The organism is Caenispirillum bisanense, assembly GCF_039523075.1.
Classification (GTDB): Bacteria; Pseudomonadota; Alphaproteobacteria; order Rhodospirillales; family Rhodospirillaceae; genus Caenispirillum; species Caenispirillum bisanense.
The window spans coordinates 319,768-343,715 of sequence record NZ_BAAAEP010000001.1 but is presented as its reverse complement, the minus strand read 5'-3'; the positions used below and the strand labels follow the sequence as shown (position 1 = coordinate 343,715).

Here is a 23,948-nt window from a genome sequence, read left to right as displayed (position 1 = left end):
TCGGGGGGCGGCCGGCGGCGGCGGCGGCGGCGCGCCGACGGCGGCCCGCACGCGCTCCTGCACCGGCGGCGGTGCCCCCAGCCCGCCGATGGGGCGGTCGTCATCGGATCGGTGCTGCCACAGCACCGACGACAGGCACAGGTTGCGCTGGCACGGCAGATCGATGTCGCGGATGACCTCGCCGCGGGTCATGGTGGCGACGCGGTTGACGCAGTTCTCCAGCTCGCGGACGTTGCCGGGGAAGTAGCAGGACTGGAACACCTGCATCACCTCCGGCGCCATGGCCAGGGCGCGGCCGTTTTCCTCGTTGAAGCGGGCGAGGAAGTGCTGCACCAGCGGCGGGATGTCGTCCTTGCGCTCGCGCAGGGCCGGCAGGAACACCGGCACCACGTTGATGCGGTAATAAAGGTCGGCGCGGAAGTCGCCCTTGGCGACCGCCTCTTCCAGGTTCTTGTTGGTGGCGCAGACGAGGCGCACGTCCACCTTCAGGGTGCGGGTGCCGCCGACCCGCTCGAACTCGCCTTCCTGCAGCACGCGCAGCAGCTTGGCCTGGAAGGAGGGGGAAATCTCGCCGATCTCGTCCAGGAACAGGGTGCCGCCGGAGGCCTGCTCGAACCGCCCCTTGCGTTCCTGGGTGGCGCCGGTGAAGGCGCCCTTCTCGTGGCCGAACAGTTCGGATTCCAGCAGCGTTTCCGGCAGCGCCGCGCAGTTGACCTTGACGAAGGGCTTCTCGCTGCGCGGGCTGAGGTAGTGGACGGCGCGGGCGATCAGTTCCTTGCCAGTGCCGCTCTCGCCGCGCAGCAGGACGGTGGAGCGGGTGGGCGCCACCTGCTGGATCTCGGCGAAGACCCGGCGCATGGCGGCGCTGTCGCCGATGATGTTGCCGATCGCCAATTCTTCCTGCGCGGCATCAACGCCTTCGCGCAAGCGCTTCTCAAGCTTCGTCTTTTCCGCCATCAGCAGTTCGCGGTCGCTGGCCACCGTGTCGTGCAGGCGGATGGTCTGGCCGACTAGGTTGGCGACCATGGTGAGGAAGCGGACATCCGACTCGAACTTGAAGTGGACGTCGGTCTCCCATTCCCGCTCGATCGACAGCATGCCCTGCGACTCGCCGTTGATCTTGATGGGCACCGCGATGATGGAGATGACGTCGCCGGCTTCCGCGTCGGCGTGCGACAGGTACTCGGCAAAGGCCGGATCATCCACCGCGTTGCCGACCACCATGGGCACGCCGGAGCCCAGAACCCGGTCGATGACGACAGGCGGGAACTGGCACAGGCCGTTCTGCAGCGCCTGCCGCGACAGGCCGGAGGCGGCGACGATGCGCACGGGCGCCGTCTTCTGCCGCCGCAGGGCAATGATGCCCCGGCGCATCTGCAGATAGGAACTCAGCAGGTTCAGCACGTCATGCAGCGATTTCTCCAGATCCAGCGAGGACCCGAGAATCTTGCTGATCTCATAAATACTTATGAGGGACAGTGCGTCTCCGCCGGTGGCATCGTGCTTCATCCGCCCCACCCTCCCGAACGGCCCTTCGCCAACCACTGCGACAGTATATGAGACTTGTGTGCGATGCAGCAACCAGACACTTTGTGCATGTAGCCTTATCCCATCGCAGGGTGGGCGTATACTGCGCCGCCAAAGTTCAACCGGCGGTAAAACAAGGGGTCTGTCCTTGCACTGTTTGGGCCCGACGCCAGCGGCAAAACAACCCTCGCGACGCACGGCACCCCGATTACTACGATGTCTTCGTGGGCTGCAATACCAAGGGCGCGGTTCATCCTCCCAAAAGCCGCGGCCCCTTGCCTTTTGATCACTTCCCGCGCAGGATCGAAGGGCGTCGGAGAACCGAGCAAGCAGCGGGCTGGGGGCGGCCTGCAGGATAGAGGGGTGTCCATGTCGTCAGAATCCGAGATCGAGCGGCTGCGTGCGCAACGGTCGCGGTTCATCGCCTTCGCCTTCGCCGGCAACGACGTGCTGCTGGAACTGGACGAGGATGCCAGCGTCAGCTATTGCGCCGGCACGGTGGAGCAGATGTTCGGCCAGGCGCCGAAGACGCTGAAGGGAACTCCCATCCACGACCTGATCGCCGACCGCGACATGCTGATGCTGGACGAGCTGTTGCTGCGCCTGCGTCGCACCGGCCGGCTGGACCGCATCCCGCTGTATTTCCAGGGTCCGGGCGGCGAGCAGCGCCTCAGCCTGTCGGCCATCCTGCTGCCCGAGACGCCGGACGCCACCTACATCACCCTCACCCACATCAAGGGCCTGGCGGCGCTCGGCGTGCCGGAGGTGGCGAAGGCCCCCATGGCGGTGGACAGCTTCGCCGCCAAGGTGAAGGACAAGATCCGCGGCGGCGAGGCGGATGACGCTCAGCTCACCCTGCTCGACCTCACCCCCGACAAGCTGGGCGACCTGCCGGCCGACCGCGCCGAGCAGTTCATGGACTCGGTGATGGACTACCTGCGCGCGTGGTCCGTCGGCGGCGACGGCGTCGGGCGGCTGGAGAACGGCTCCCTCGGCGTGCTGCACGACGGCGGCCTGAAGCAGGACGACATCTCCCGCAAGGTCAACGACATGCTGGCGGTGTTCGACCCCTCGGCCGCGCCCATCGACCTGAAGGCGGCGACGGTGCAGGTGGACGGCGGCGACCTGTCGGACGAGGATCTGTCGAAGGCGCTGGTCTACACCATCAACTCCTTCGTGCGCGGCGACACGGTCGGGCGCGATCTCGGCTCCATCAGCCAGGGCTACAAGGCGGCGATGGAGGAGACGCTGGGCAAGGTCGCCACCTTCCGCCGCGCCGTCGGCCAGAACCTGATGCTGGTGTTCCAGCCCATCGTCGACCTCGCCACCTGGCAGGTCCATCATTACGAGGCCCTGGCCCGCATCGACAACGGCGAACGGCTGATCCCCCCTGCCCGCCTCATCGGTTTCGCCGAGGAATTCGGCGTGGTCGAGGAAATGGACATGGCGGTGATGCAGCGGGCGCTGACCATCCTGCGGGAAAACCGCGGCATCCGCTCCGGCGCCAAGATCGCCGTCAACCTGTCCGGCCGGTCGGTGGCCAGCGACCGTTTCTGCGCCGACCTGTTCAAGATGCTGCACGCCGACGAACACCTGATGCCGCGCCTGATGTTCGAGGTGACGGAAAGCCACGAGATGCACGACCTCGCCCGCGCCAACCAGGTGCTGCGCAAGATGCGCCACCTGGGCTGCCCGGTGTGCATCGACGACTTCGGCGCCGGCGCCGCCGCCTTCCCCTACCTGAAGGCGCTGGAAGTGGACTATGTGAAGATCGACGGCAGCTACATCCGCGATGCCTTCCACACCCGCCACGGCCGCCCCTTCCTGCGCGCCATCGCCGGCCTTGCCCGCGACCTTGGCATGCAGTGCATCGGCGAGATGGTGGAGGATGCCGACACCATGTGGCTGCTGCGCGAACTGGGCATCGGCTACGGCCAGGGCTGGTTCTTCGGCAAGCCGTCGCCGGACGTGTCGCGCTTCAACCTGGTGAACCAGCCGAGCCGTACCAGCCAGCGCGTCGTCACCGCCCCCTGATCCGCTCGCAACCCCTGCCCCGGCCGCCGGTGTTGGTGCCGTAGGAGACGGCATCGGCACAGGGAACGACGGAACCATGAAGATGGCAACGGCTAAGGCAACCGCTCGGGCAGCGATCCGGACCCTTCTGGCGACCACCCTGCTGGCAGCGGCGTCCGTGGCCGCCGTGGCGCAGCAGGACGGGCTGGACCTGGACGCCGCCCGCGCCACGGCGCTGGAGCTGGTCAACGCCTCCCGCGCCGAGCATGACCTGCCGCCGCTGTCCACCACGCCGCCCCTGGCCGAGGCCGCCCAGGCCCATGCCGAGGACATGCTGCGGCGCGACTACTATGCCCATCGCTCGCCCGAAGGCGACACGGTCATGGATCGCTACCTGGCGGCCGGCGGCACCACCGCCAAGGGCGTGGCGGAGAACATCGCCCGCTGCGACGGCTGTCCGCCGGCCGTGGATCGCGCCCGCCTGCAACAGCTGCACACCGGCTGGATGGAAAGCCCTGGCCATCGCCGCAACATCCTGGACGCCGGCAAGACCCACTTCGGCTTCGGACTGGCGGCCGGCGACAGTGACGGCGGCGAGGGCGGCGGCGGCCTGTTCGCCGTGCAGACCTTCGCCGGCCCCGGCGAAACCGGCGGCGAGGAACTGGCCGCGCCCGATCTGGCCCAGGCGGCGGTGGAGCGGGTCAACACCCTGCGCCAGGAGGCCGGCACCCCGACGCTGGAGGCGGCTCCCGACCTCACCGCCGCGCTGGCGGACGCCCTGCCGGCCGAAGACCTGGGCGACGCCGACCTGCAGTCGCTGCTCGCCGACCCCACCGCCCTGGTGCCGGCGGAGCGGCGCGGCAGCTGGCGGAGCTTTTCGGTGGTCGCCGGGCGCTGCGGCGGCTGCGGCGTGGCGGCGACGGCGGAGGATGTGGACCGCTTCGTCGACCAGTGGCTGGAGAGCGGCCGCTACCGCGATACCCTCACCGACCGGCGCTTCACCCACCTCGCCTTCGCCGTTGCCGCCGACGGCAGCGGCCGCAAGGTGGCCATCGCCATCCTGGCCGGCGGCTGACGGACGAAGGGCGGCACCGGCCGCGCCGGCACCGCCCCTCGCCTTCACTCTTCACGCGGCAGCGGATTACTGCGGCACGTCGCCGGCCGCCTTCTTCGCCATGTCGCGCAGGACGAACTTCTGGATCTTGCCGGTGGAGGTCTTCGGCAGCTCGATGAACTGCACCTCGCGCGGGCACTTGTAATGGGCGAGATGCTCGCGGCAGAAGGCGATCAGTTCCTCGGCGGTGGCGGTGGTGCCGTCCTTCAGCTCCACATAGGCCAGCGGCGTTTCGCCCCACTTGGCATCGGGCTTGGCGACCACCGCCGCCATGTTGACCGCCGGGTGCTTGTGCAGCACGCCTTCGACCTCGATGGAGGAGATGTTCTCGCCGCCGGAGATGATGATGTCCTTGGAGCGGTCCTTCAGTTGGATGTAGCCGTCGGGGTGCATGACGCCCAGGTCGCCGGTGTGGAACCAGCCGCCGGCGAAGGCCTCGGCGCTCGCCTTGGGGTTCTTCAGGTAGCCCTTCATGACGATGTTGCCGCGCATCATCACCTCGCCGATGGTCTCGCCGTCGGGCGGGGTTTCCTGCATGGTCTCCGGGTTCATGACCGTCAGGCCTTCCTGCACCACATAGCGCACGCCCTGCCGGGACTTCAGGCGGGCCTGCTCGTCGGCCGGCAGGTCGCTCCATTCGTCCTTCCACACGCAGACGGTGGCCGGGCCGTAGGACTCGGTGAGGCCGTAGACGTGGGTGACGTTGAAGCCGTCGCGCTGCATGGCCTCCAGCACGCTGGCCGGCGGCGGGGCGGCGGCGGTCATGACGTTGACCTTGTGGTCGAACTGCCGCTTGTCGGCCGCCTTGGCGTTGATGAGGAAGCCGAGCACGATGGGCGCGCCGCAGAAGTGGGTAACCTTCTCGTCGGCGATGGCGTCGAAGATGGTCTTGGCGGACACGCGCCGCAGGCACACGCTGGTGCCGCCGATGATCGGCAGCGTCCAGGGGAAGCACCAGCCGTTGCAGTGGAACATGGGCAGCGTCCACAGGTACGTGGCGTGGTAGGGCATGCCCCAGGTCACCACGTTGGACATGGCGTTGAGATAGGCCCCACGGTGGTGATAGACGACACCCTTGGGGTTGCCCGTGGTGCCCGAGGTGTAGTTGAGCGCGACCGCCTCCCACTCATCCTCCGGCCAGCGCCACTCGAAGGTCTCCTCGCCCTCGGCCAGCAGCGCCTCGTAATCCTTCTCGCCGATCAGCTCGCCGATGCCGCCGGCCTCGGGGTCGTCGATGTCGATGACCGGGATGCTGCGGCCGAGCTTCGCCAGCGCGTCCTTCATGGTGCGGCTGAACTCGCGGTCGGTAATCAGCAGCTTGGCCTCGCCGTGGTCGAGGATGAAGGCCAGCGCCTCGGCGTCCAGGCGGATGTTGAGCGCATTGATCACCGCGCCGACCATGGGAATGCCGAAGTGGCACTCGTAAAGCTCCGGCGTGTTGGCCGCCATCACCGCCACCGTGTCGCCGAAGCCGATGCCGCGCTTGGCCAGGGCGGAGGCCAGCCGGCGGCTGCGGGTGGCGGTCTCCTTCCAGGTATAGCGGCGGGCACCGTGGATCACCGACGGTCGATCCGGCCAGACCTGGGCTGCGCGGTCGAGGAACTGGATCGGAGTGAGCGCCACATGGTTGGCGGCGTTCTTGTCCAGATCACGCAGATAGGGGCTGGCAGCGGACATGGGAACTTCCTTGCGCTGATGAGGGTCAAAGCGTTGCGGATGCTACCCGGTCGGCCCGAAGGCGACAACTGAAACACGCACTTGCCAGACCTGCCTGCAATGCGCAGGATGCGGCCTTTCGCCCCCTGGGGCGCGATGCCCTGCCGCCGCCGGTGGACCATGCCCGCCTTGTCGTCCCTGTCGCCGTTCCGCCTGCCGCCGGGCGCGCGCCTGTCGCTGTTCTATGCCGCCCTGTTCACCGTCGTGGGCGTGCAGCTGCCCTACTGGCCGCTGTGGCTGCAGGCGCAGGAGGTGACGCCGGGGCAGATCGGCATCCTGCTGGCGGTCGGGTTCTGGGCCAAGGTGCTGGCGAACCCGCTCATCGGCCGCGCAGTCGATGTCTACGGCCGTCGGCGGGGGCCGATGATCGTGCTGGCGACGGTGGCGCTGCTGGCCTATGCCCTGTTCGCGGTGGCCGACGGCTTCGCGGCCCTGCTGGTGCTCAGCATCCTCAGCACGGCGGCCTTTGCGGCGCTCATGCCGCTGGGGGAAAACGTAACTCTTCTAACAGCTTATGAGAAGAGGCTCGACTACGGTCGCATCCGGCTGTGGGGGTCGCTCACCTTCATCGGCGGGTCGCTGCTGGGCGGGCGGCTGCTGCTCGACCTGCCGGTGGACGTGATCCTGTGGGCGATCCTCGGCGGCCTCGGGCTCACCATCGGCGCCTGCGTGCTGCTGCCCGACGTGCGCACCCGCAGCGCCGCCGACGACGCCCCGCCGCCGCCGCTGGCACCGCTGCTACGGCAGCCGGCGGTGATCACCTTCCTGGCCGCCGCCGCGCTGCTGCAGGCCAGCCACGCCGCCTACTACGGCTTCGCCACCCTGCACTGGCGCGCCGCCGGCCTGTCGGAAGCGCTGATCGGCGTGCTGTGGGCCATCGGCGTGGTAGCGGAAATCGTGCTGTTCGCCTTCGGCAACCGGGTGGTGGAGCGGTTCGGCCCGGCCCGCCTGCTGCTGCTGGGCGGCGCCGGCGGAGCATTGCGGTGGAGCGTGCTGGCGCTCACCACCAGCCCGTGGCTGGTGGCGCCGGTGCAGACCCTGCACGCGCTCACCTTCGGCGCCATCCACCTGGGGGCCATGCACTTCATCGCCCGCGCCGTGCCGCCGGAGTGTTCGGGGCGGGTGCAGGCGATCTATTCCTCGGTGGCGCTGGGCGCCGGCATGGGCCTCGCCATGGGCCTCACCGGCCGCCTGTTCGAAACCGGCGGCGGCACGGCCGCCTTCGCCGCCATGGCCGGCCTCAGCGTGGCGGGCATGGCGGTCGCGCGCCTGCTCGCCGCCCGCTGGACTGGCGGACGGCTGCCGGTGACGTCGAAGTAAGGGAGACGGAAGGCCCGCCGCCTCAGGCGGCGTCCTCCTCGCGGGAGGCCTTGCTGCTGCCGGAGGTGACGTAGGCGATGGCCGCGTGCTCGGCGCAGTAGGGCTTGCCGGCCAGGGCCGGCTTGCCGCAGAAGTGGAAGCCCGGCTCGCGCGGGTCGCCGATGGGCCAGCGGCAGGTGTGGGCGGCCAGATCGACCAGCGACGGCACCGGATCGGGCTTCTTGGCCGGCGCCTCGGGCTTGGCGGCCTTGCGGGTGCGTTTGATGGGCGAGGGCCGCCCCTTCAGACCCAGGCGGTGCGCCTTGCCCACCACCGCGTTCTTCGATACCCCCAGCCGCTTGCCGATTTCACCGGTGGTCAGCCCCTCGGCCCAAAGGCTCTTGAGAAGCTCGATCCGCTCGTCGTTCCAGACCATTGATCCCCAGCCTCGCAGAAATCCGTTTAACGAATACCGGTCGCCCCAGGGGATGGTAGCCGCAAAGCGCATCCCGCGCAACGAGCGGTAAGGGAGATTCTGCAGCACGCGCCGGAAGGTGTTGGTGCGACGCCGTTCCTGCCCCTTCCGCTCCCCGCGCCGGCCACCCCTTGCGGCCGCCGGCCGGGTCAGGCCGCCTGCTCGGCCCGTCCGATCCCGTCCGCCGGGTCGGTGGCGGCGTCACCCCGCCCGCCAGCCGCCACGGCGGCGGGCGCGCCGCCGGCCGCGGCCTCCGGCAGGGTGGCGCGCACCAGGGTGAAGGTGAGGCAGGCGCCGGCGCCGTCGGGGGCCGGCTCGGCCACGATGCTGCCGCCGTGACGCTCCACGATGCTGCGGCAGATGGCCAGCCCGATGCCGCTGCCCTCGGCTCCGCCGCCGGGGTTGAGGCGGCGGAACGGCAGGAACACCGCCTCGCTGAACTCCGGTGGGATGCCGATGCCATTGTCGATGATGCTGAAGCGCACCAGCGGCCCCTGCTCCATCCAGTCCACCCGCACCACCGGCGGTAGCCCCTGGCGGCGATAGGAGAGGGCATTGCCGATGAGGTTCTGGAACAGCCGCACCAGCTGGCCGCGGTCGCCCAGCACCGGCGGCGCCCCCTCGGTCACCACCACCTCGGCATGGGCGTCCTGGATGGCGATGGTCAGGTTGCGCACCGCCTCGGCCACCAGATCGGCGCTGGCCTCGGGACGGAACTCGCTGCCACGGGTACGCACCCGCGACAGGTCCAGCAGGTCGCTCACCATGCGCGACATGCGCTCGCCGCCGCTGATGGCGTAGTCGATGAAGCGGCGGGTATCCTCGTCCAGGGCCGCCGCGCCGGCGCGGCGCTTCACCAGCATGAGGAAGCTGACCACCGACCGCAGCGGCTCCCGCAGGTCGTGGGAGACGATATGGGCGAACTGCTCCAACTCGCGGTTGGACCGCTCCAGGTTGGCCGACTGATCGTGCAGCAGGGCATTGGCGGCGGCCAGTTCGCGCGTCTTGGCCGCCAGCAGGGAGTCGAACCGGCGGGCCCCGAAGTGGAAGGCCGCCAGCACCGATAGCATCACCACCGCATAGGCGACGACGCCGAACACCACCTCCTTCAGCCGGTCGGCGCGGAAGGCGGCCACCAGCGGGGTGGCGTCGTTCCAGAACACCACCGCGCCCACCGGCGCCAGGGAGGCATCCCGGGTGCCGCGGAAGTCGCGCAGCGGGAAGTGGGAGAGCGCGACGGCGCCGCCCTCATACTCCAGCAGCTGGGTCCCCGGCGTCTTGAGGGCCACGCCGGCGTCGAGCGCCCGGCCGAGCACATCGGCCAGACCGTCCCGCGACACCGCCTCCACCACGCAGCCGCAGCGCCCGGCGGTCTGCAGCACAGGCGCCGCCAAGTCGGCGAACATGGACTTTTCCACATGCTCCTTGCCGAGCAGTACGGCGACGCCGTGGTTCAGGCGGCGGTCAAGGGTGTTGACCACGGTATCCAGCGCCGTGCCGGCCTCCAGCGCCCCGACATGCACGCTGGCGCCGGTGAGCGGGTCGGTCGCCGTCACCGGCACCACGCCGCGCAGGCCGGAATAGACGCGGCCGGTCTCGAACCCCGCCTGCGGCGTTCCGGTGGCGTTGGCGGCCACGACGGAGTGGCGCACGGCGGCAAGGTCGTCGCCGAAGCGGTCGGGCTGGTGGACGCGCAGGAAGCTGGTGCTGCCGGGTGCCAGGTGGAAATGCAGCTGGCGGACGTTGAAGCGTTCCTGCACCTCCGTCCAGGCCGGCGAGACGCGGTCCATCAGGCGGTCGCGCCACAGGGCGGCCTCGGCACCGCCGGCACCGCCCCCCTCCGCCGCCACGGCGCGGGCCCCGGCCAGGAACAGCTGCTGCACCTCGGGATCGCCGGCCACCAGGGTCGCCGTCGACAGCATGGTCTGTTCCAGCTGGTCGAGCATCAGGACGAAGCTGTCGTGCAGATGGCGCCCCTGTTCCGCCAGCGCATCGTCGAGGCTGCGGCGGGCCATCTCGTGGCGGGCCATCAGCATGACGGTCTCGATCAGCGCGATGATCAGCGCCAGCCCCAGCAGGAGTACCGGCGCACGCGGGCGGAACATCTTCACGTACTGCATCCAAATAGCGGTAGCTTATTACCTGCGAATACGCAGGCAGTGCATCATCGCATATGCAGCAATAGCCTTCCATATGAAGTACGCCCATACCCTAATAGTATAGGTCGCGTCCTTCCTAAGCGGCGCGATTTCCCCACCCGCTCGCCATTCGGCCCAGTCCGCGCAGCCCCCGCAGCGGCCCCTGCCCGGCCAGCAGGGCGATGAAGTAGCCGCCGCCGACCACCGCCGCCACGGCGCCCGCCGGCAGTTGCACCGGGTGGAAGACGGTCCGCCCCAGCCAGTCCGACGCCACCAGCAGCACCGCCCCCAGCACCGTCGCCAGCACCACGTGGGCCGCCACCTTGCGGGCTCCCAGCAGCACCGCCATGTGCGGGGCGATGAGGCCGACGAAGGCGATGGGGCCGGTCACCGAGGTCACCGCCGCCGCCGTCATGGCCCCCAGCGCCAGCAGCAGCATCCGCGCCGGACCCACCGCCAGCCCGCGGGCGGCGGCGAAGGGCTCGCCGGCGGCCATCAGGGTCAGCCAGCGGTGCGCCAGCAGGGTGGCGGCCGCCGCCGCCGCCACCGCCGCCGCCAGCGCCATCCCCTGCCCGGCCGAGGCGCGGAAGGTGGAGCCGGCCAGCCAGCCGATGATCATGTAGGCCTCGTCGCCGCCCCGGGCGAGGGCGAACTGCAGCAGGGAGTCGAGCAGCGCCGCCAGGGCGATGCCCACCAGCGCCACCGCATTGGGCGCATGGCCCTGGCGGCGACCGAGCAGCAGCAGCACCGCCAGCGCCGCCAGCCCGCCCAGCAGCGCCACCGGCACCCCGGCCTCGTGGATGGAGCCGCCCAGCACCACCACCGTCGCCACCAGCGCCAGGCTGGCGCCGGAGGAAATGCCGATGATGTCGGGGCTCGCCAGCGGATTGCGCAGCAGCCGCTGCAGGATGACCCCGGCCACCGCCATGCCCGCCCCGGCCGCCGCCGCCGTCAGCACCCGCGGCCAGCGCAGGCCGAGCACCAGATCCGACGGCCAGCCGATGCTCCACCCGGCCGGGCCGCGTCCGACGGTGAGGGCAAGCAGTGGCAGCGCCACCGCCGCCACCGCCAGCGCCGCCCAGGTCAGGCGGCTCACCCGCAGCGCCCCGACCGGCAGCGACAGCGGCGCATGATCGGCCGCCCGCAGGCGGCGCAGGGTCAGCCACAGCAGCACCGGCACGCCCACCAGGGCGGCACTGGCGCCGCTCGGCACCAGGTCGCGGGTGAAGCGGCTGGCATAAAGCGCCAGGGCATCAGTCGCCAGCAGCAGCACGGCGCCAAGGATCAGGCTCGTCACCAGCTCCGCCGCCGCCGAGCGGGCGCCGCACAGTCGCGCCAGATTGGGCGCCAGCAGGCCGATGAAGGCGATGACGCCGACGGCGGTGATGACGCTGGCGGTCAGCCACAGCGCCGCGAGCACCGCCACCAGCAGGAAGGGGATGAGCGCGAGGCCACGGGCCGCCGCCGCCTCCGCCCCCAGGCGCATGAGCGTCAGCGGCCGCTTGCACAGCACCACCACCACCAGCCCCGCCGCCACCTGCGGCGCCAGCCATGTCACCCAGCGCCAATCGGTCTGGCCGAGGTCGCCGGCCTGCCAGATGAACAGGTTGCGCACGTACTGGTCGTGGGTCAGCACCACCACCGTCGCCACTGCCTGCAGCAGCAGGGTCATGGCCATGCCGGCCAGCACCACCGGCAGGCCGCCGATGCCCTGGCGGCCGGCGATGGCCAGCACCAGCCCGGTGGAGAGGATGGCGCCGGTCATGGCGAACCACACCCCATGGCTGGCCGCCAGCGCCGGCGCGGCGACAGAGGCGATCACCAGCGCCAGCCAGGCGCCGGCCGAGGTGCCGAGGGTGAGCGGCGACACCAGCGGGTTGCGCGTCACCTGCTGCATCACGCTGCCGGCCAGCCCGAGCCCGGCGCCGGCCAGCAGGGCGATCACCGCCCGCGGCGCACCGCCGTGGAGGAAGGTGACCTCGGCCAGCGTTTCGGCACTGCCGCGCCACAGCACCGCCGCCTGCTCCGCCAGCGGCAGCGGGCTCGACAGCGACAGGTGCATCGGCACCACCAGCAGCGCCGCCGCCAGGACCAGCAGCCAGCGCATCAGCGGTGACCGGCCGCCAGGCTCTCCAGCGCCGTGACGATGCCCTCGGCAAGGTACTGCACCGAGACGGCACCGCCGTAGGTCCAGGCCGGCGCCATGGCCGCCACCCGGCCGCCGCGCACGAAGGGCATGGCCTGCCACAGGGCGGTGTTTAGCAGCGCCTCCGCCTTCTCCAGCGGCTCGACGTAGACCAGCACGCCGTCGCCGATGGCCCCCAGGTCCTGCACCGGCTTGAGGGCGAAGCCCCAGCGCGACCGTGGCACGGCGATGCCGCTGGTCAGGCCGAGCGCCTTCAGCGCCGCCGAGGACATGGAGTTGTCGCCATAGACGCGCACCCGCGCCTCGTCGGCGAAGCGCACCACCGTCACCGTCGGCGGCGTGTCGCCGTACAGCGCCTGCACCCGCTGCCGCAGCGCCGCCAGGGCGGCATCCAGGTCGGCCAGCCGCGCCTCCGCCACCGCCTCGCGGTCGAGCAGGCGGGCGATCTCGCGGAAGTGCTGGCGGGAGACGGCCTCGTTGTCGTGTTCGCTGCTGAAGGCGGTGTAGTGCAGCACCGGGGCGATGGTCTCCAGCTGCGGCACGAAGGCGATCTGGTCGTCGGAGGCGAGGATGACGTCGGGCTCCAGTTCGGCGATGCGTTCCAGGCTCGGTTCCTGGCGCAACCCCACCTCGACGGCGCCGGCCGGCACCGGCGGATGAACCACCCAGGTGTTGTAACCCTCCAGGTCCGCCACGCCCACCGGCGTCACCCCCAGTTCCACCAGATGCTCCACCAGCGACCACGTCAGCGCCACCACCCGCTGCGGCGGGGCGGCGAAGGTGTGGCTGCCGCGGCTGTCAGTCACCGTCACCTCCGCCCGCGCCGGAGCGGCAGGGGCGACGACGGCGACGGCGGCAACCACGGCGGTCGCGGCGGCAATCAGGGCAGGCAGCAGAACACGCATGGCACAGCCTTTTCGGATCAGGCGATGACGGCGACGCGGGCGGTGCGCGTCGGGTGGTCGACCAGGGCGATGTCGAGGCCGTAGAGGCCGGACAGCACGGGTTCCTGCATCAGCTCCTCCGGGCTGCCGTCGAAGGCGATGCGGCCGCCTTTCAGGGCGACGATGCGGTCGGCGTAATGGGCGGCCAGGTTGATGTCGTGCAGGATGGTGATGACGCCGCAGCCGGACGCGCGGTTGAGGTCGCGCAGCAGGCTCAGCACCTCCACCTGATGGGCGAGGTCGAGGGCGGAGATGGGCTCGTCGAGCATGAGGATGGGGGCTTCCTGGGCCAGCAGCATGGCGATCCAGGCCCGCTGGCGCTCGCCGCCGGACAGGTGATCGACAATGCGGCCGGCGAAGGCGGTCATGTGGGTGCGGGCCAGCGCCGCCGCCACCGCCGCGTCGTCCGCCGCCCGCCAGCGGCCGAGCGCCCCGCGCCACGGAAAGCGGCCGAGGCCGCACAGCTCGCGCACGTCCAGCCCCGGCACGTCGGGCAGGCGCTGCGGCAGGAAGGCCACCGCCCGCGCCAGCGCCCGCTGGCTGTAGGCGCCGAGCGGCCGACCGTGCAGGGCGACGGTGCCGCCGTCGGGCCGGCGCTGGCGGGCCAGAAGGCTCATCAGCGTCGACTTGCCGGAGCCGTTGTGGCCGAGGATGACCGTCACCGCATCGCCGGCCAGGGTCAGGCGGTCGATGTCGAGGACGCGGCGGCCGTCGTAGCCGACACGGACGTCCGACAGCTCAAACATGGGCTTCCCAATAGGTCTGCAGGCGCTCCAGGCGCAGGGAATCGGACTGACGCGGACAGGTGATGCACATGTCGTTGCCGCCCACCCGATAGGCGAGGCAGCAGGCGCGGCGGTCGAGCGCCATCACCGTGCGCCCGCCCGACAGCGGCACCGGCATGACGCCGCTGCACCCCGCCAGATCGAGGGCGGCCAGCCACTGCTCTACCAGCGCCGTCACCTCGGCGGCGGCGAACTCCGGCCGCGCCACCGTGCTCACCACCCGGTCGGCGAGCAGGCGGCGGGCCAGCACCGGCTTCAGGCGCACATGCCGTTGCAGCTCGGCGAGCAGGCTGTCGGCCAGGGCGCGCAGCTGCTGCCCGCCGGCGCGAATCAGATCCGCCGGCGGCATCGCCATGGCGGCCGGCTCCGGCGGCAGGCGGTAGCCGTAGACGGAGGCGCCGTGCACCCGCTGGCTCATGCCGCCGAGGTCCGGCACCAGCCCGAAGCGGTGGACCGCCAGCAGGGTCAGGATGGCCGGCTGCCATACCAGCATGCCCCAGGCGGTGACCGCCACATAGGCCGCCTCCCCCTCGCCGGCGGTGGCGGTGATGGCGTCGATGAGGGCGGTGAGCGCGGCGGCGTTGTCCTGCCCCGCCGTCACATGCCCCGGCGCCGGCCCGCCGAGCACGCCCGCCATCCCCGGCACGAGCGCCTCTGCCGCCGTCAGCAACGGCGTCAGCGGACTGTCGGGAACGGCGGGCGGCAGCGGCGGCGATGCAGTCATGAGCGCGGACAGCCTCAGAACTGCACCGAGTAGGTGGCGGTGACGGTGGTGCCGGGACCCTTGGCGTAGGCATAGGCGGCATCGTAGGCCTGGTTGATCACCGGGAAGTAGCTGGCGTTCAGCAGGTTCTCGATGCCGACGGTCAGGGTGCCGACGCCGACGTCGAAGGCGCTGTAGAGGTCCACCAGGACGTAGTCGTCGATGTCGCTGGTGCCACCGAACTGGCTGCTGTTGGGGCTGCGGGTGCCGGAATAGAGGCCCTGCACGCGCGCCGTCCACCAGTCGAACAGGTCATACTCGGCGAAGGCGGTGACCTTCAGCGGCGGGATGCTGGTGGTCGGCATGTCCTCGTCGTAGTCGCCGTCGTCGTCCAGGTCCACCCGCCCTTCCATCCACGTCAGCGAGCCGCCGAGGCGCAGGGCATCGGTCGCCGCCACCGTGGCCGCCACCTCGACGCCGTAGATGCGTTCCGGCTGCTTGATGATGCGCAGGTCGCGGTCGAACGACACGCCGTTGTCGGAGGTGCTGACGAAGCCGACGACGGAGCCGGTCCAGCGGTCGTAGGTGGCGCGCAGGCCCAGTTCGTAGTTGTTGGTCTTCTGCACCTCGGCCTCGGCATCCTCGGCGCGGCGGAAGGCGCCGTCGGACAGCGAGCGGCCGATCTCCGCCACCGTGAAACCCTGCGAGAAGCCGCCGTAAAGGTCCAGGTGGTCGGTCAGGAACACCGTGCCAGTCAGGTTGAACAGCGGCTCGCCGTAGGTCAGGCTGCCGCCCTGCACGAAGTCGCCGTTGCGGTTGGTGAAGTCGGAGATGTCGAGCGAGATGTGTTCGTACCGCATGCCGCCGGTGATGGTGCCGTAGTCCAGCACCGGCACTTCCACCTGCGCGAAGCCGGCGACGGCGTTCTGCAGCATGGCCGGGCTGTTGTCCGGCCCGTCGGTGGCGGTCTGCACCGTGTCGTCGCGCAGGTAGTCGACGCCCCAGGTGACGGTGAAGGGCAGCGGCCCCGCCTCCACCGGCGTGTTGACGGTCAGGCGGCTGCCGAGCTTTTCCGACTCGATGCGGGTCTGGGAGTAGCCGGGGAACTTGCTGTAGACGATGTTCTGGTCGGCGTAATAGGCCTGCGCCTTGACGCTGCTGCCCAGCACCTCGCGGTGTTCGTAGTCGAGGCTGAGGTTGCGGGTCTTCGTGCCGGGGTCGACGGGGTTGTAGTTGCCGCGCACCGCCGGCGTCTTGATGCCGCGGGCGGGGTCGCCGTCCATGCTCAGGCCGGCCCAGTCGCTGTCCTGCTTCATGTCGTAGTAGTTGCCCGACAGCTGCACGCGCTGGCGGTTGTCGTCGAACTCGTACCCCAGCTTGCCAAGGAAGTTTACGGTATCGCTGTCGCTGATGCCGCCCTGGGCGCCCACCGGGTCGGCCGCGATGCGGTCGCCGTCGGCATCGAACGAGCCGCCACGACGCACGTAGGAGCCGTTGGCGAGGTAATCCACCTGCCCGCTGCGGCCGGACGCCTGGATGTTGGTCTGGGTGCCGAGGGAGTCGGCCGGATGGGTGGCGGAGAAGCTCGCGCCCTGCGACACGTCCCAGGTCAGGGCGCCCTCGGCCGGGCGGCGGGTGACGATGTTCACCAAGCCGCCGGTGGCGCCGAAGCCGTAGAGCGCGGTGCCGCCGCGCACCACCTCGATGCGCTCGATGGCGTCGGCGTCGATGGAGTTGAGCGAGCGGCGGCCGTCGCGCAGCGGCGTCGACTGCGGCACGCCGTCGATCATGGTCAGGAAGGTGCGGCCGCGCAGGGTCTGGCCGTAGTCGGTATTGGCCTCGGTGCTCTGGCTGAAGCCGGGGACGGTCTTCGACAGGATGTCGCCGAGGGAGCGGTCGATCTGCTTGTGCTTCTCGATCTCCTCGCGGGTGACCACGGTGACGGAGCGGCTGACCTCGTCGACGGGCGTCTCCACGCGGGTCGCCGCCTCGATCATCACCGGCGCCAGCTCGATACGGCCGGACCCGGCCCCGGACCCCGCATCCTGCGCCAGCACCGCCACCGGCGCCAGAACCGCCGCTGCCGCCATGCCCGCCGCCCCGGCGCGGCCGGTTCCCTTCTTCGCCACCATCATCCCGCCCTCACGGTAATTTGCCTGTCTTCTTGAGCAAATGAGAGTCATTCTCATGCGAGGCAGTCATAGCGGCGGGATAACGCGAATGCAAGGCATTATCGTTTACCCCTGAAGGGTCCACGCCGCCTGCCCCCTCCCTTGCCCCCACACGCACGACGGCCGCGCCCCGGTGGGAGGCGCGGCCGTTTTCCGGCGAGGTCGGAGGGGGCGCCGCGGCGCCCGCCGCCCTACATGTCGTAGTGGATGACCGAGCGGATGCTCTTGCCTTCATGCATCAGGTCGAAGGCGGTGTTGATGTCGGTCAGGCCCATGGTGTGGGTGATGAAGGTGTCCAGCTCGAACTCGCCGCGCAGGTACTGCTCGACGATGCCCGGCAGTTCGCTGCGGCCCTTGACGCCGCCGAAGGCGGAGCCGCGCCACACCCGGCCGGTGACCAGCTGGAACGGCCGGGTGGAGATTTCCTCGCCGGCGCCGGCGACGCCGATGATGGTCGACTCGCCCCAGCCCTTGTGACAGCACTCCAGCGCCGCCCGCATGACGTTGACGTTGCCGATGCACTCGAAGCTGTAGTCGACGCCGCCGTCGGTCAGCTCCACCAGAACCTCCTGGATCGGCCGGTCGTAGTCCTTGGGGTTGATGACGTCGGTGGCGCCCAGCTGCCTGGCGATCTCGAACTTGGACGGGTTGATGTCGACGCCGATGATGCGCCCCGCGCCCGCCATGACCGATCCGATGATGGCCGACAGGCCGATGCCGCCCAGGCCGAAGATGGCGACGGTGGAGCCCGGCTGTACCTTGGCCGTCTTCAGCACCGCCCCCATGCCGGTGGTGACGCCGCAGCCGAGCAGGCAGACCTTCTCCAGCGGCGCTTCCTTGTTGATCTTCGCCAGGGCGATTTCCGGCAGCACGGTATACTCGGAGAAGGTGGAGGTCCCCATGTAATGGAACACGTCCTGCCCGCGGGCGCGGAAGCGGGTGGTGCCGTCGGGCATCAGGCCCTTGCCCTGGGTGGCGCGGATGGCCTGGCACAGGTTGGTCTTGCCCGACAGGCAGAACTTGCACTTGCCGCATTCCGGCGTGTAGAGCGGGATGACATGATCGCCCACCGCCACCGACGTGACGCCCGGCCCCACCTCTTCGACGATGCCGCCGCCCTCGTGACCGAGGATGGCGGGAAAGATGCCCTCGGGGTCGGCGCCGGACAGGGTGAAGGCATCGGTATGGCAGACGCCGGTGGCGATGATGCGCACCAGCACCTCGCCCGCCTTGGGCGCCGCGACCTCCACCTCTTCGATCTCCAGCGGCTGTCCCGCCGCCCATGCCACCGCTGCCCGCGACTTCACCATGTCGTCCGTCCTTGTTCCTGCGATCATCGGGATGTCCAAAAAGGATCGCATACCGAAGCGCGGCTTGATAAGGCGCGGTGCGACAAGACATCTTTGCCGTAGTGAAACAATGACCGGAGGCGGCGCCCCGTGACCAACGACTGGGAGGGCATCGACGAATTCGTGGCGGTGGCCGAATGCGGCGGCTTCACCCGCGCCGCCGAACGCCTGGGCGCCTCGTCGTCGCACGTCAGCCGCAGCATCATGCGGCTGGAGGACCGGCTGCAGTCGCGCCTGTTCTACCGTTCCACCCGCACCGTCACGCTGACCGAGGCGGGGCGCCTGCTGCTCGCCCACTGCCAGCGGCTGGTGGAGGAGCGGCGCGAGGCGTTCCGCCAGATCACCGACGCCAGCGAGGAACCGGCCGGCAGCCTGCGCATGACCTGCGCCATCGCCTATGGCGAGCGCTTCATCGTGCCGCTGGTCAACCAGTTCCTGGAACAGCACCCCAGGCTGGAGGTGCAGCTGGACCTCACCAATGTCGCCGTCGACCTGGTGCACGAGGGCTACGACCTCGCCATCCGCCTCGGCCGGCTGGCGCCGTCGTCGCTGACCGCGGTGCGCCTGGCGCCGCGCCAGATGTACCTGTGCGCCGCACCGGCCTACCTCGACCGCCACGGCACCCCGCGCGACCTGAGCGAGCTGGCGGCGCACAACTGCCTCGTCGGCACCTCCGACCTGTGGGTGTTCCAGCGCGACGGCGGCGAGTGGGTGTTCCGCGCCCGTGGCCGCTGGCGCTGCAACAGCGGCCCGGCGGTGCTGGATGCGGCGCTGCGCGGGTTCGGCATCTGCCACCTGCCCGACTACTACGTCACCGAGCATCTGGCGACCGGCCGCCTCGTCTCCCTGTTGCCGGAGCACCAGCCGCCCGGCACCGGCGTGTGGGCGGTGCAGCCGCAGCGCCGCCACCAGCCGGCCAAGGTGCGGCTGATGGTGCAGCACCTGCGGGCCGGCCTGCGGACCTCCTATGCGCCGGAGGCGACGCCCGCCGCCGCACCCGCCGCCGCCGTCTCCGCCCCGGCCTGAGCCGCCTCCAGCCGCACCGCGGCGAACTTGAACTCGGGGATGCGCGCCACCGGGTCGAGCGCCGGGTTGGTCAGCAGGTTGGCCGCTGCCTCGGTATAGCAGAACGGCACGAAGACGATGCCGTCCGGCACCCAGCGGTCGGGCCGCGCCGTCAGGCGGATGCTGCCCCGGCGGGTGGTCAGCCGCACCGTGCCGCCGTCGGGCAGCCCCACCGACGCCAGCAGGGCCGGCGACGCCAGGCAGTGCGGTTCGCCTTCCAGCGCCTCCAGGGTGGTGGCGCGGCGGGTCATGGCGCCGGTATGCCAGTGTTCGAGCACCCGGCCGGTGGTCAGCACCAGCGGGAAGTCGGCATCGGGCAGTTCGGCCGGCGGCAGGATGTCGGCGGTGCGCAGGCGGGCCTTGCCGCCGGGCAGCGGGAAGGCATCGTCGAACAGGATCGCCTTGCCCGGCTGGTCCTCCGCCGCGCAGGGATAGGTGACGGCGCCTTCGCGCTCCAGCCGCTGCCAGCTGATGCCGGCGATGGAGGGCATGCAGTGCCGCATCTCGGCGAAGACCTCGGCGGGGCCGTCATACTCCCACCCGAGGCCGAGGCGGCGGGCCATCTCCTGGATGATCCACAGATCCTGCCGCGCATCCCCCGGCGGCTGCAGGGCGGCGCGGCCGCGCTGGACCAGCCGGTCGGTATTGGTGAAGGTGCCGTCCTTCTCGGGGAAGGCGGAGGCCGGCAGCACCACGTCGGCCAGCATGGCCGTCTCGGTCAGGAAGATGTCCTGCACCACCAGATGCTCCAGCCGCGCCAGACTGGCGCGGGTGTGCTCCAGGTCGGGGTCGGACATGGCCGGGTTCTCGCCCATGACGTAAAGCCCGCGGATGCGCCCGACATCGGCGGCGTGCATGATCTCCACCACCGTCAGGCCGCGGACGGGATCAAGCGGCATGCCCCACAGATCTTCATAGAAGCCGCGCACCGCCGCATCCTCCACCGGCCGGTAGTCGGGGTAGACCATGGGGATCAGGCCGGCGTCGGAGGCGCCCTGCACGTTGTTCTGCCCGCGCAGCGGATGCAGGCCGCTGCCCGGCTTGCCCACATGGCCGCAGATCAGCGTCAGGTCGATGAGGCAGCGGGCGTTGTCGGTGCCGTGGGCGTGCTGCGACAGGCCCATGCCCCAGAACACCATGGCCGATCCGGCACCGGCGAAGGCACGGGCGACCTCGCGCACCGTCGCCGCCTCGATGCCGGTGATGGGCGCCATGGTCTCCGGGCTGAAGGCGGAGACATGCTGGCGCAGCACCTCGAACCCCTCGGTGCGGGCGTCGATGAAGGCGCGGTCGTAGAGCCCTTCCTCCACCACCACATACATCAGGCTGTTGAGCAGCGCCACGTCGGTGCCGGGGTTGAAGCGCAGCATCCAGGTGGCATGGCGGCTGAGGGCCTGACCGCGCGGGTCCATGACGATCAGCCTGGCGCCGGCCTTGACGGCATTCTTGATGTGGCTGGCGGCGACCGGGTGGTTGACGCTGGGGTTGGCGCCGATGACCAGGATCACCTCCGACCGGGCACATTCCCGCACCGGCGCCGTCACCGCGCCGGAGCCCACCATCTCCATCAGCGCCGCGACGGAAGAGGCATGGCAGAGCCGGGTGCAGTGGTCGACGTTGTTGGTGCGAAAGCCGGTGCGCACCAGCTTCTGGAACAGGAAGGCTTCCTCGTTGGAGCCCTTGGCCGAGCCGAAGCCGGCCAGTGCGCCGCCGCCGTGGCCGTCGCGGATGCGGCGGAAGCCGGCCGCCGCCCGCTCCAGCGCCTCGTCCCAGGTGGCTTCCCGGAAGTGGGTGAAGGGGTTGGCGGGGTCCATGTCGCAGGCCGGCGACTTGGGGGCGTCATCCCGGCGGACGAGCGGCACGGTCAGGCGCTGCGGATGGTGGACGTAGTCCATGCCGAAGCGGCCCTTCACGCACAGCCGGTTCTCGTTGGCGGGGCCGTTGCGGCCCTCCACCTCGACGATGCGGTTGTCTTCCACCGTCAGCCGCACCTGACAGCCGACGCCACAGTAGGGGCACACCGTCTCCACCGTCGCGGCCGGCGAGTCGGTACGCTCGGCCGGCAGCAGCGCCTCGGTCGGGCAGGCCTGGACGCATTCGCCGCAGGCGACGCAGGTGCTGTCGCCCATGGGGCGGGCGGTATCGAAGACCACCGTGGTGTCCATGCCGCGGCCGGCGAAGCCGATGACGTCGTTGACCTGGATGTCGCGGCAGGCGCGCTCGCACAGGCCGCAGCTGATGCAGGCCGCCAGGTTCACCACCATGGCCGGGTGGCTGACGTCCGGCGCCGGGGCCGGGTGGCGGCGGGCCGGGAAGCGGCTGGCGTCCACTCCGATCTCGTGCTGCCAGTGGCGCAGCCGGCTGCGCCCGCCGGCCCCGGTGGCGGTAGCGGCGGGCGGCTGGTCGGTGGCCAGCAGTTCGAGCACCAGGGCGCGGCTCTTCTCCGCTCGCGGGCTGGCGGTGCGCACCACCATGCCGGCGGCCGGCTTGCGGATGCACGAGGCGGCCAGGGTGCGTTCCCCCTCCACCTCCACCAGACAGGCGCGGCAGTTGCCGCCCTTGGTGCCCTTGGGCTGGCGATACCCCGGTTCGTCGCGATAGCACAGATGCGGCAGGGCGATGCCCAGGCGCTGCGCCACCTGCCACAGGGTTTCCCCCGGCCGCGCCTCCACCGGCTGGCCGTCCAGGGTGAAGGGGATGGTGTGCATGGTCATCGCCGCGCCTCCTCGGGGAAATGGCGGAGCAGCGTCTGCCAGATGTTGGGGGCCGCCTGACCGAGGCCGCAGATGGAGCCGTCGCGCATCACCTGCGCCAGATCGGCCAGCAGGTCGGTATCCAGGGCCGGCGCCTCCAGCAGGCTCACCGCCTTGTCGCAGCCGACCCGGCAGGGGGTGCACTGGCCGCAGCTTTCGTGGGCCATGAAGCGCATGAGGTCGCGCGCCACCTCGCGCAGGTCGTCGGCGTGGGAGAACACCACCACGGCGCCGCTGCCGATGAAGCCGCCGTGCGGCTCGAAGCTGCCGAAATCGAGCGGCAGGTCGGCCAGGGCGGCCGGCATGATGCCGCCGGAGGCGCCGCCGGGCAGGAAGGCCTTCAGCCGGTGCCCCTCGGCCATGCCGCCGCAGTATTCCGCCAGCAGCTCGGTCAGGGTGATGCCGGCCGGCGCCACCTTCACCCCCGGCAGCCGCACCCGGCCGGAGACGGAGAACGCCCGCAGTCCGTGACGGCCGTGGCGGCCCAGGTCCTGCCACCAGGCGGCGCCCTTCTCCAGGATCTCCGGCACCCAGCACAGGGTTTCCACGTTGTTGACCACCGTCGGGCGACCGAACAGGCCGGCCTGCGCCACATAGGGCGGACGGTGGCGCGGCCAGCCGCGCTTGCCTTCGATGCTTTCGATCATCGCCGACTCTTCGCCGCAGATGTAGGCGCCGGCGCCGCGCCGCAGTTCGATGGTGACGCCGCCGGCCAGCCCATGGGCAATGACCTCGGCGATCTCGGCCAGCAGCAGGGCGTGCGCCTCCGGGTACTCGTCGCGCAGGTAGATGACCACCAGGTCGGCCTCCACCGCCCAGGCGGCGATGAGGGCGCCCTCGATCACCCGGTGCGGGCGGCCCTCCAGCCACAGGCGGTCCTTCAGCGTACCCGGCTCACCCTCGTCGGCATTGACGCAGACGGCCCGCGGCCCCGGCATCTGCCGCACCGTGTGCCACTTGCGGGCGGTGGGGAACCCGGCCCCGCCGAGGCCGCGCAGGCCCGCCTCCTCCAGCGTCGTCAGCACCTCCTCCACCGAGCGCTGGCCGGCCCGCAGCGACGCCAGCACGCGATAGACACCCTCCGTATGGGCATGGGCGAGCCGCTGGGCATCCCCCGGCAGGCGCGGAGCGCCACCCTCGGCGGCTGCGGCGGCGATGGCCTTGGGGGTGGCCCGGGTGACCGCCCGGCGGCCGACCAGCGCCACCGGCCCCTGGTCGCAGCGGCCCATGCACGGCCCGGCCACCACCCGGCAGCCATCCGGCGGAGCCGCCGCCACGGCGTCGTGAAGGGCATCGGCGCCGGCCATGCGGCACGACGGCCCGTCGCACAGCCGCACCGCCAGCGGCGGCGGCAGCGGCGCACCGGCCGGCACGACCTCGAAATGGGCGTAGAAGGTGGCGACCTCGAACACTTCCACCGGGGCCAGCCGCCACAGCGTCGCCAACGCCACCAGATGGCCCTCCGGCAGGCAGCCGAGGGCATCGTTGAGGCAATGCAGGGCCTCGATCAGCAGATCCCGGCGCCGCTCCACCCCGACCGTCAGCCGCTCGACCTCGGCCAGCGCCGCCGGATCGACCACGGGGCCGCGGCGGCGGGTGCGGGCGGCCGGGCGCTTCTCCAGGGTGGGGGCCGGCGATGTCATGGGCAGATCCTCTCGAAGCCGTACCGCCAGGGTACTCCTTCCAAGGTGCCGAACCGGACCGCCGGAGGCAAGACCGACGCGGCGACCAACCGGAGTAGCCGGAGGCA

The 23,948-nt window shown here is 70.9% G+C and carries 16 protein-coding genes; 4 read left to right on the top strand and 12 right to left on the bottom strand.

The window, feature by feature from the left end:
* Positions 1–1,509, bottom strand: a 1,509-nt coding sequence (nifA, locus tag ABD056_RS01585; protein ID WP_343863739.1) for a nif-specific transcriptional activator NifA, incomplete at its 3' end; no start/stop codon positions are given.
* Between the two features lie 387 nt (positions 1,510–1,896).
* Between nifA and ABD056_RS01580 the strand changes: the two genes are divergently transcribed.
* Both ABD056_RS01580 and ABD056_RS01575 read left to right on the top strand, forming a co-directional pair.
* The gene (locus tag ABD056_RS01580; RefSeq protein WP_343863737.1) at positions 1,897–3,561 is read left to right on the top strand and encodes an EAL domain-containing protein; all 1,665 of its coding nucleotides are present in this window, start codon (positions 1,897–1,899) and stop codon (positions 3,559–3,561) included.
* A 157-nt stretch (positions 3,562–3,718) separates the two neighbouring features.
* A complete protein-coding gene (locus ABD056_RS01575) occupies positions 3,719–4,615 on the top strand; it encodes a CAP domain-containing protein (protein WP_343863736.1) in 897 nt (298 codons plus the stop codon).
* A gap of 66 nt (positions 4,616–4,681) precedes the next feature.
* Here ABD056_RS01575 and ABD056_RS01570 read toward each other — a convergent pair whose 3' ends face one another.
* Positions 4,682–6,331, bottom strand: a complete 1,650-nt coding sequence (locus ABD056_RS01570) for an acyl-CoA synthetase (RefSeq protein ID WP_343863735.1) — start codon at positions 6,329–6,331, stop codon at positions 4,682–4,684.
* Positions 6,332–6,490: 159 nt separating this feature from the next.
* Between ABD056_RS01570 and ABD056_RS01565 the strand changes: the two genes are divergently transcribed.
* Positions 6,491–7,690 (top strand): 3-phenylpropionate MFS transporter, encoded by a 1,200-nt coding sequence (locus ABD056_RS01565; RefSeq protein ID WP_343863734.1) that lies wholly within the window; start codon positions 6,491–6,493, stop codon positions 7,688–7,690.
* Between the two features lie 22 nt (positions 7,691–7,712).
* Here ABD056_RS01565 and ABD056_RS01560 read toward each other — a convergent pair whose 3' ends face one another.
* The 8 genes from ABD056_RS01560 to ABD056_RS01525 form a co-directional block, all read right to left on the bottom strand.
* Complete coding sequence (locus ABD056_RS01560) at positions 7,713–8,105, bottom strand: GcrA family cell cycle regulator (RefSeq protein ID WP_343863733.1); 393 nt, start codon at positions 8,103–8,105, stop codon at positions 7,713–7,715.
* 188 nt (positions 8,106–8,293) lie between these two features.
* Positions 8,294–10,249, bottom strand: coding sequence for an ATP-binding protein (locus tag ABD056_RS01555; protein ID WP_343863732.1), 1,956 nt, complete (start codon positions 10,247–10,249; stop codon positions 8,294–8,296).
* Between the two features lie 130 nt (positions 10,250–10,379).
* Positions 10,380–12,389, bottom strand: a complete 2,010-nt coding sequence (fhuB, locus tag ABD056_RS01550) for a Fe(3+)-hydroxamate ABC transporter permease FhuB (RefSeq protein WP_343863731.1) — start codon at positions 12,387–12,389, stop codon at positions 10,380–10,382.
* Complete coding sequence (locus ABD056_RS01545; RefSeq protein WP_343863729.1) at positions 12,389–13,333, bottom strand: ABC transporter substrate-binding protein; 945 nt, start codon at positions 13,331–13,333, stop codon at positions 12,389–12,391. The genes fhuB and ABD056_RS01545 overlap by 1 nt, the downstream gene beginning before the upstream one ends.
* Positions 13,334–13,350: 17 nt before the next feature.
* Entirely contained in the window at positions 13,351–14,118 is a 768-nt protein-coding gene (locus ABD056_RS01540) for an ABC transporter ATP-binding protein (protein ID WP_343863727.1), read from the bottom strand.
* Positions 14,111–14,881 (bottom strand): siderophore ferric iron reductase, encoded by a 771-nt coding sequence (locus tag ABD056_RS01535; protein ID WP_343863726.1) that lies wholly within the window; start codon positions 14,879–14,881, stop codon positions 14,111–14,113. Before ABD056_RS01535 ends, ABD056_RS01540 begins: the two co-directional genes overlap by 8 nt.
* A gap of 14 nt (positions 14,882–14,895) precedes the next feature.
* On the bottom strand, positions 14,896–16,989 hold the full coding sequence (locus tag ABD056_RS01530) for a TonB-dependent receptor (RefSeq protein ID WP_343863724.1): 2,094 nt from the start codon (positions 16,987–16,989) through the stop codon (positions 14,896–14,898).
* A gap of 233 nt (positions 16,990–17,222) precedes the next feature.
* A complete protein-coding gene (locus tag ABD056_RS01525; protein WP_425544995.1) occupies positions 17,223–18,338 on the bottom strand; it encodes an S-(hydroxymethyl)glutathione dehydrogenase/class III alcohol dehydrogenase in 1,116 nt (371 codons plus the stop codon).
* A gap of 132 nt (positions 18,339–18,470) precedes the next feature.
* On the opposite strand from ABD056_RS01525, the gene ABD056_RS01520 reads away from it, so the two are divergent.
* Positions 18,471–19,406 (top strand): LysR family transcriptional regulator, encoded by a 936-nt coding sequence (locus tag ABD056_RS01520; protein WP_343863720.1) that lies wholly within the window; start codon positions 18,471–18,473, stop codon positions 19,404–19,406.
* Here ABD056_RS01520 and fdhF read toward each other — a convergent pair.
* The gene (gene fdhF, locus ABD056_RS01515) at positions 19,346–22,159 is read right to left on the bottom strand and encodes a formate dehydrogenase subunit alpha (RefSeq protein WP_343863718.1); all 2,814 of its coding nucleotides are present in this window, start codon (positions 22,157–22,159) and stop codon (positions 19,346–19,348) included. The two genes, ABD056_RS01520 and fdhF, sit on opposite strands and share 61 nt — an antisense overlap.
* Positions 22,156–23,841 (bottom strand): NADH-ubiquinone oxidoreductase-F iron-sulfur binding region domain-containing protein, encoded by a 1,686-nt coding sequence (locus tag ABD056_RS01510; protein WP_343863715.1) that lies wholly within the window; start codon positions 23,839–23,841, stop codon positions 22,156–22,158. Before ABD056_RS01510 ends, fdhF begins: the two co-directional genes overlap by 4 nt.
* Positions 23,842–23,948 lie beyond the last annotated feature (107 nt).

Bases quoted from the DNA above. Each gene is read 5' to 3' on its own strand.
- ABD056_RS01580 (WP_343863737.1), top strand. From the start codon at position 1,897: ATGTCGTCAGAATCCGAGATCGAGCGGCTGCGTGCGCAACGGTCGCGG.
- ABD056_RS01570 (WP_343863735.1), bottom strand. From the start codon at position 6,331: ATGTCCGCTGCCAGCCCCTATCTGCGTGATCTGGACAAGAACGCCGCC.
- ABD056_RS01565 (WP_343863734.1), top strand. From the start codon at position 6,491: ATGCCCGCCTTGTCGTCCCTGTCGCCGTTCCGCCTGCCGCCGGGCGCG.
- ABD056_RS01560 (WP_343863733.1), bottom strand. From the start codon at position 8,105: ATGGTCTGGAACGACGAGCGGATCGAGCTTCTCAAGAGCCTTTGGGCC.
- ABD056_RS01555 (WP_343863732.1), bottom strand. From the start codon at position 10,249: ATGTTCCGCCCGCGTGCGCCGGTACTCCTGCTGGGGCTGGCGCTGATC.
- fhuB (WP_343863731.1), bottom strand. From the start codon at position 12,389: ATGCGCTGGCTGCTGGTCCTGGCGGCGGCGCTGCTGGTGGTGCCGATG.
- ABD056_RS01545 (WP_343863729.1), bottom strand. From the start codon at position 13,333: ATGCGTGTTCTGCTGCCTGCCCTGATTGCCGCCGCGACCGCCGTGGTT.
- ABD056_RS01540 (WP_343863727.1), bottom strand. From the start codon at position 14,118: ATGTTTGAGCTGTCGGACGTCCGTGTCGGCTACGACGGCCGCCGCGTC.
- ABD056_RS01535 (WP_343863726.1), bottom strand. From the start codon at position 14,881: ATGACTGCATCGCCGCCGCTGCCGCCCGCCGTTCCCGACAGTCCGCTG.
- fdhF (WP_343863718.1), bottom strand. From the start codon at position 22,159: ATGACCATGCACACCATCCCCTTCACCCTGGACGGCCAGCCGGTGGAG.
- ABD056_RS01510 (WP_343863715.1), bottom strand. From the start codon at position 23,841: ATGACATCGCCGGCCCCCACCCTGGAGAAGCGCCCGGCCGCCCGCACC.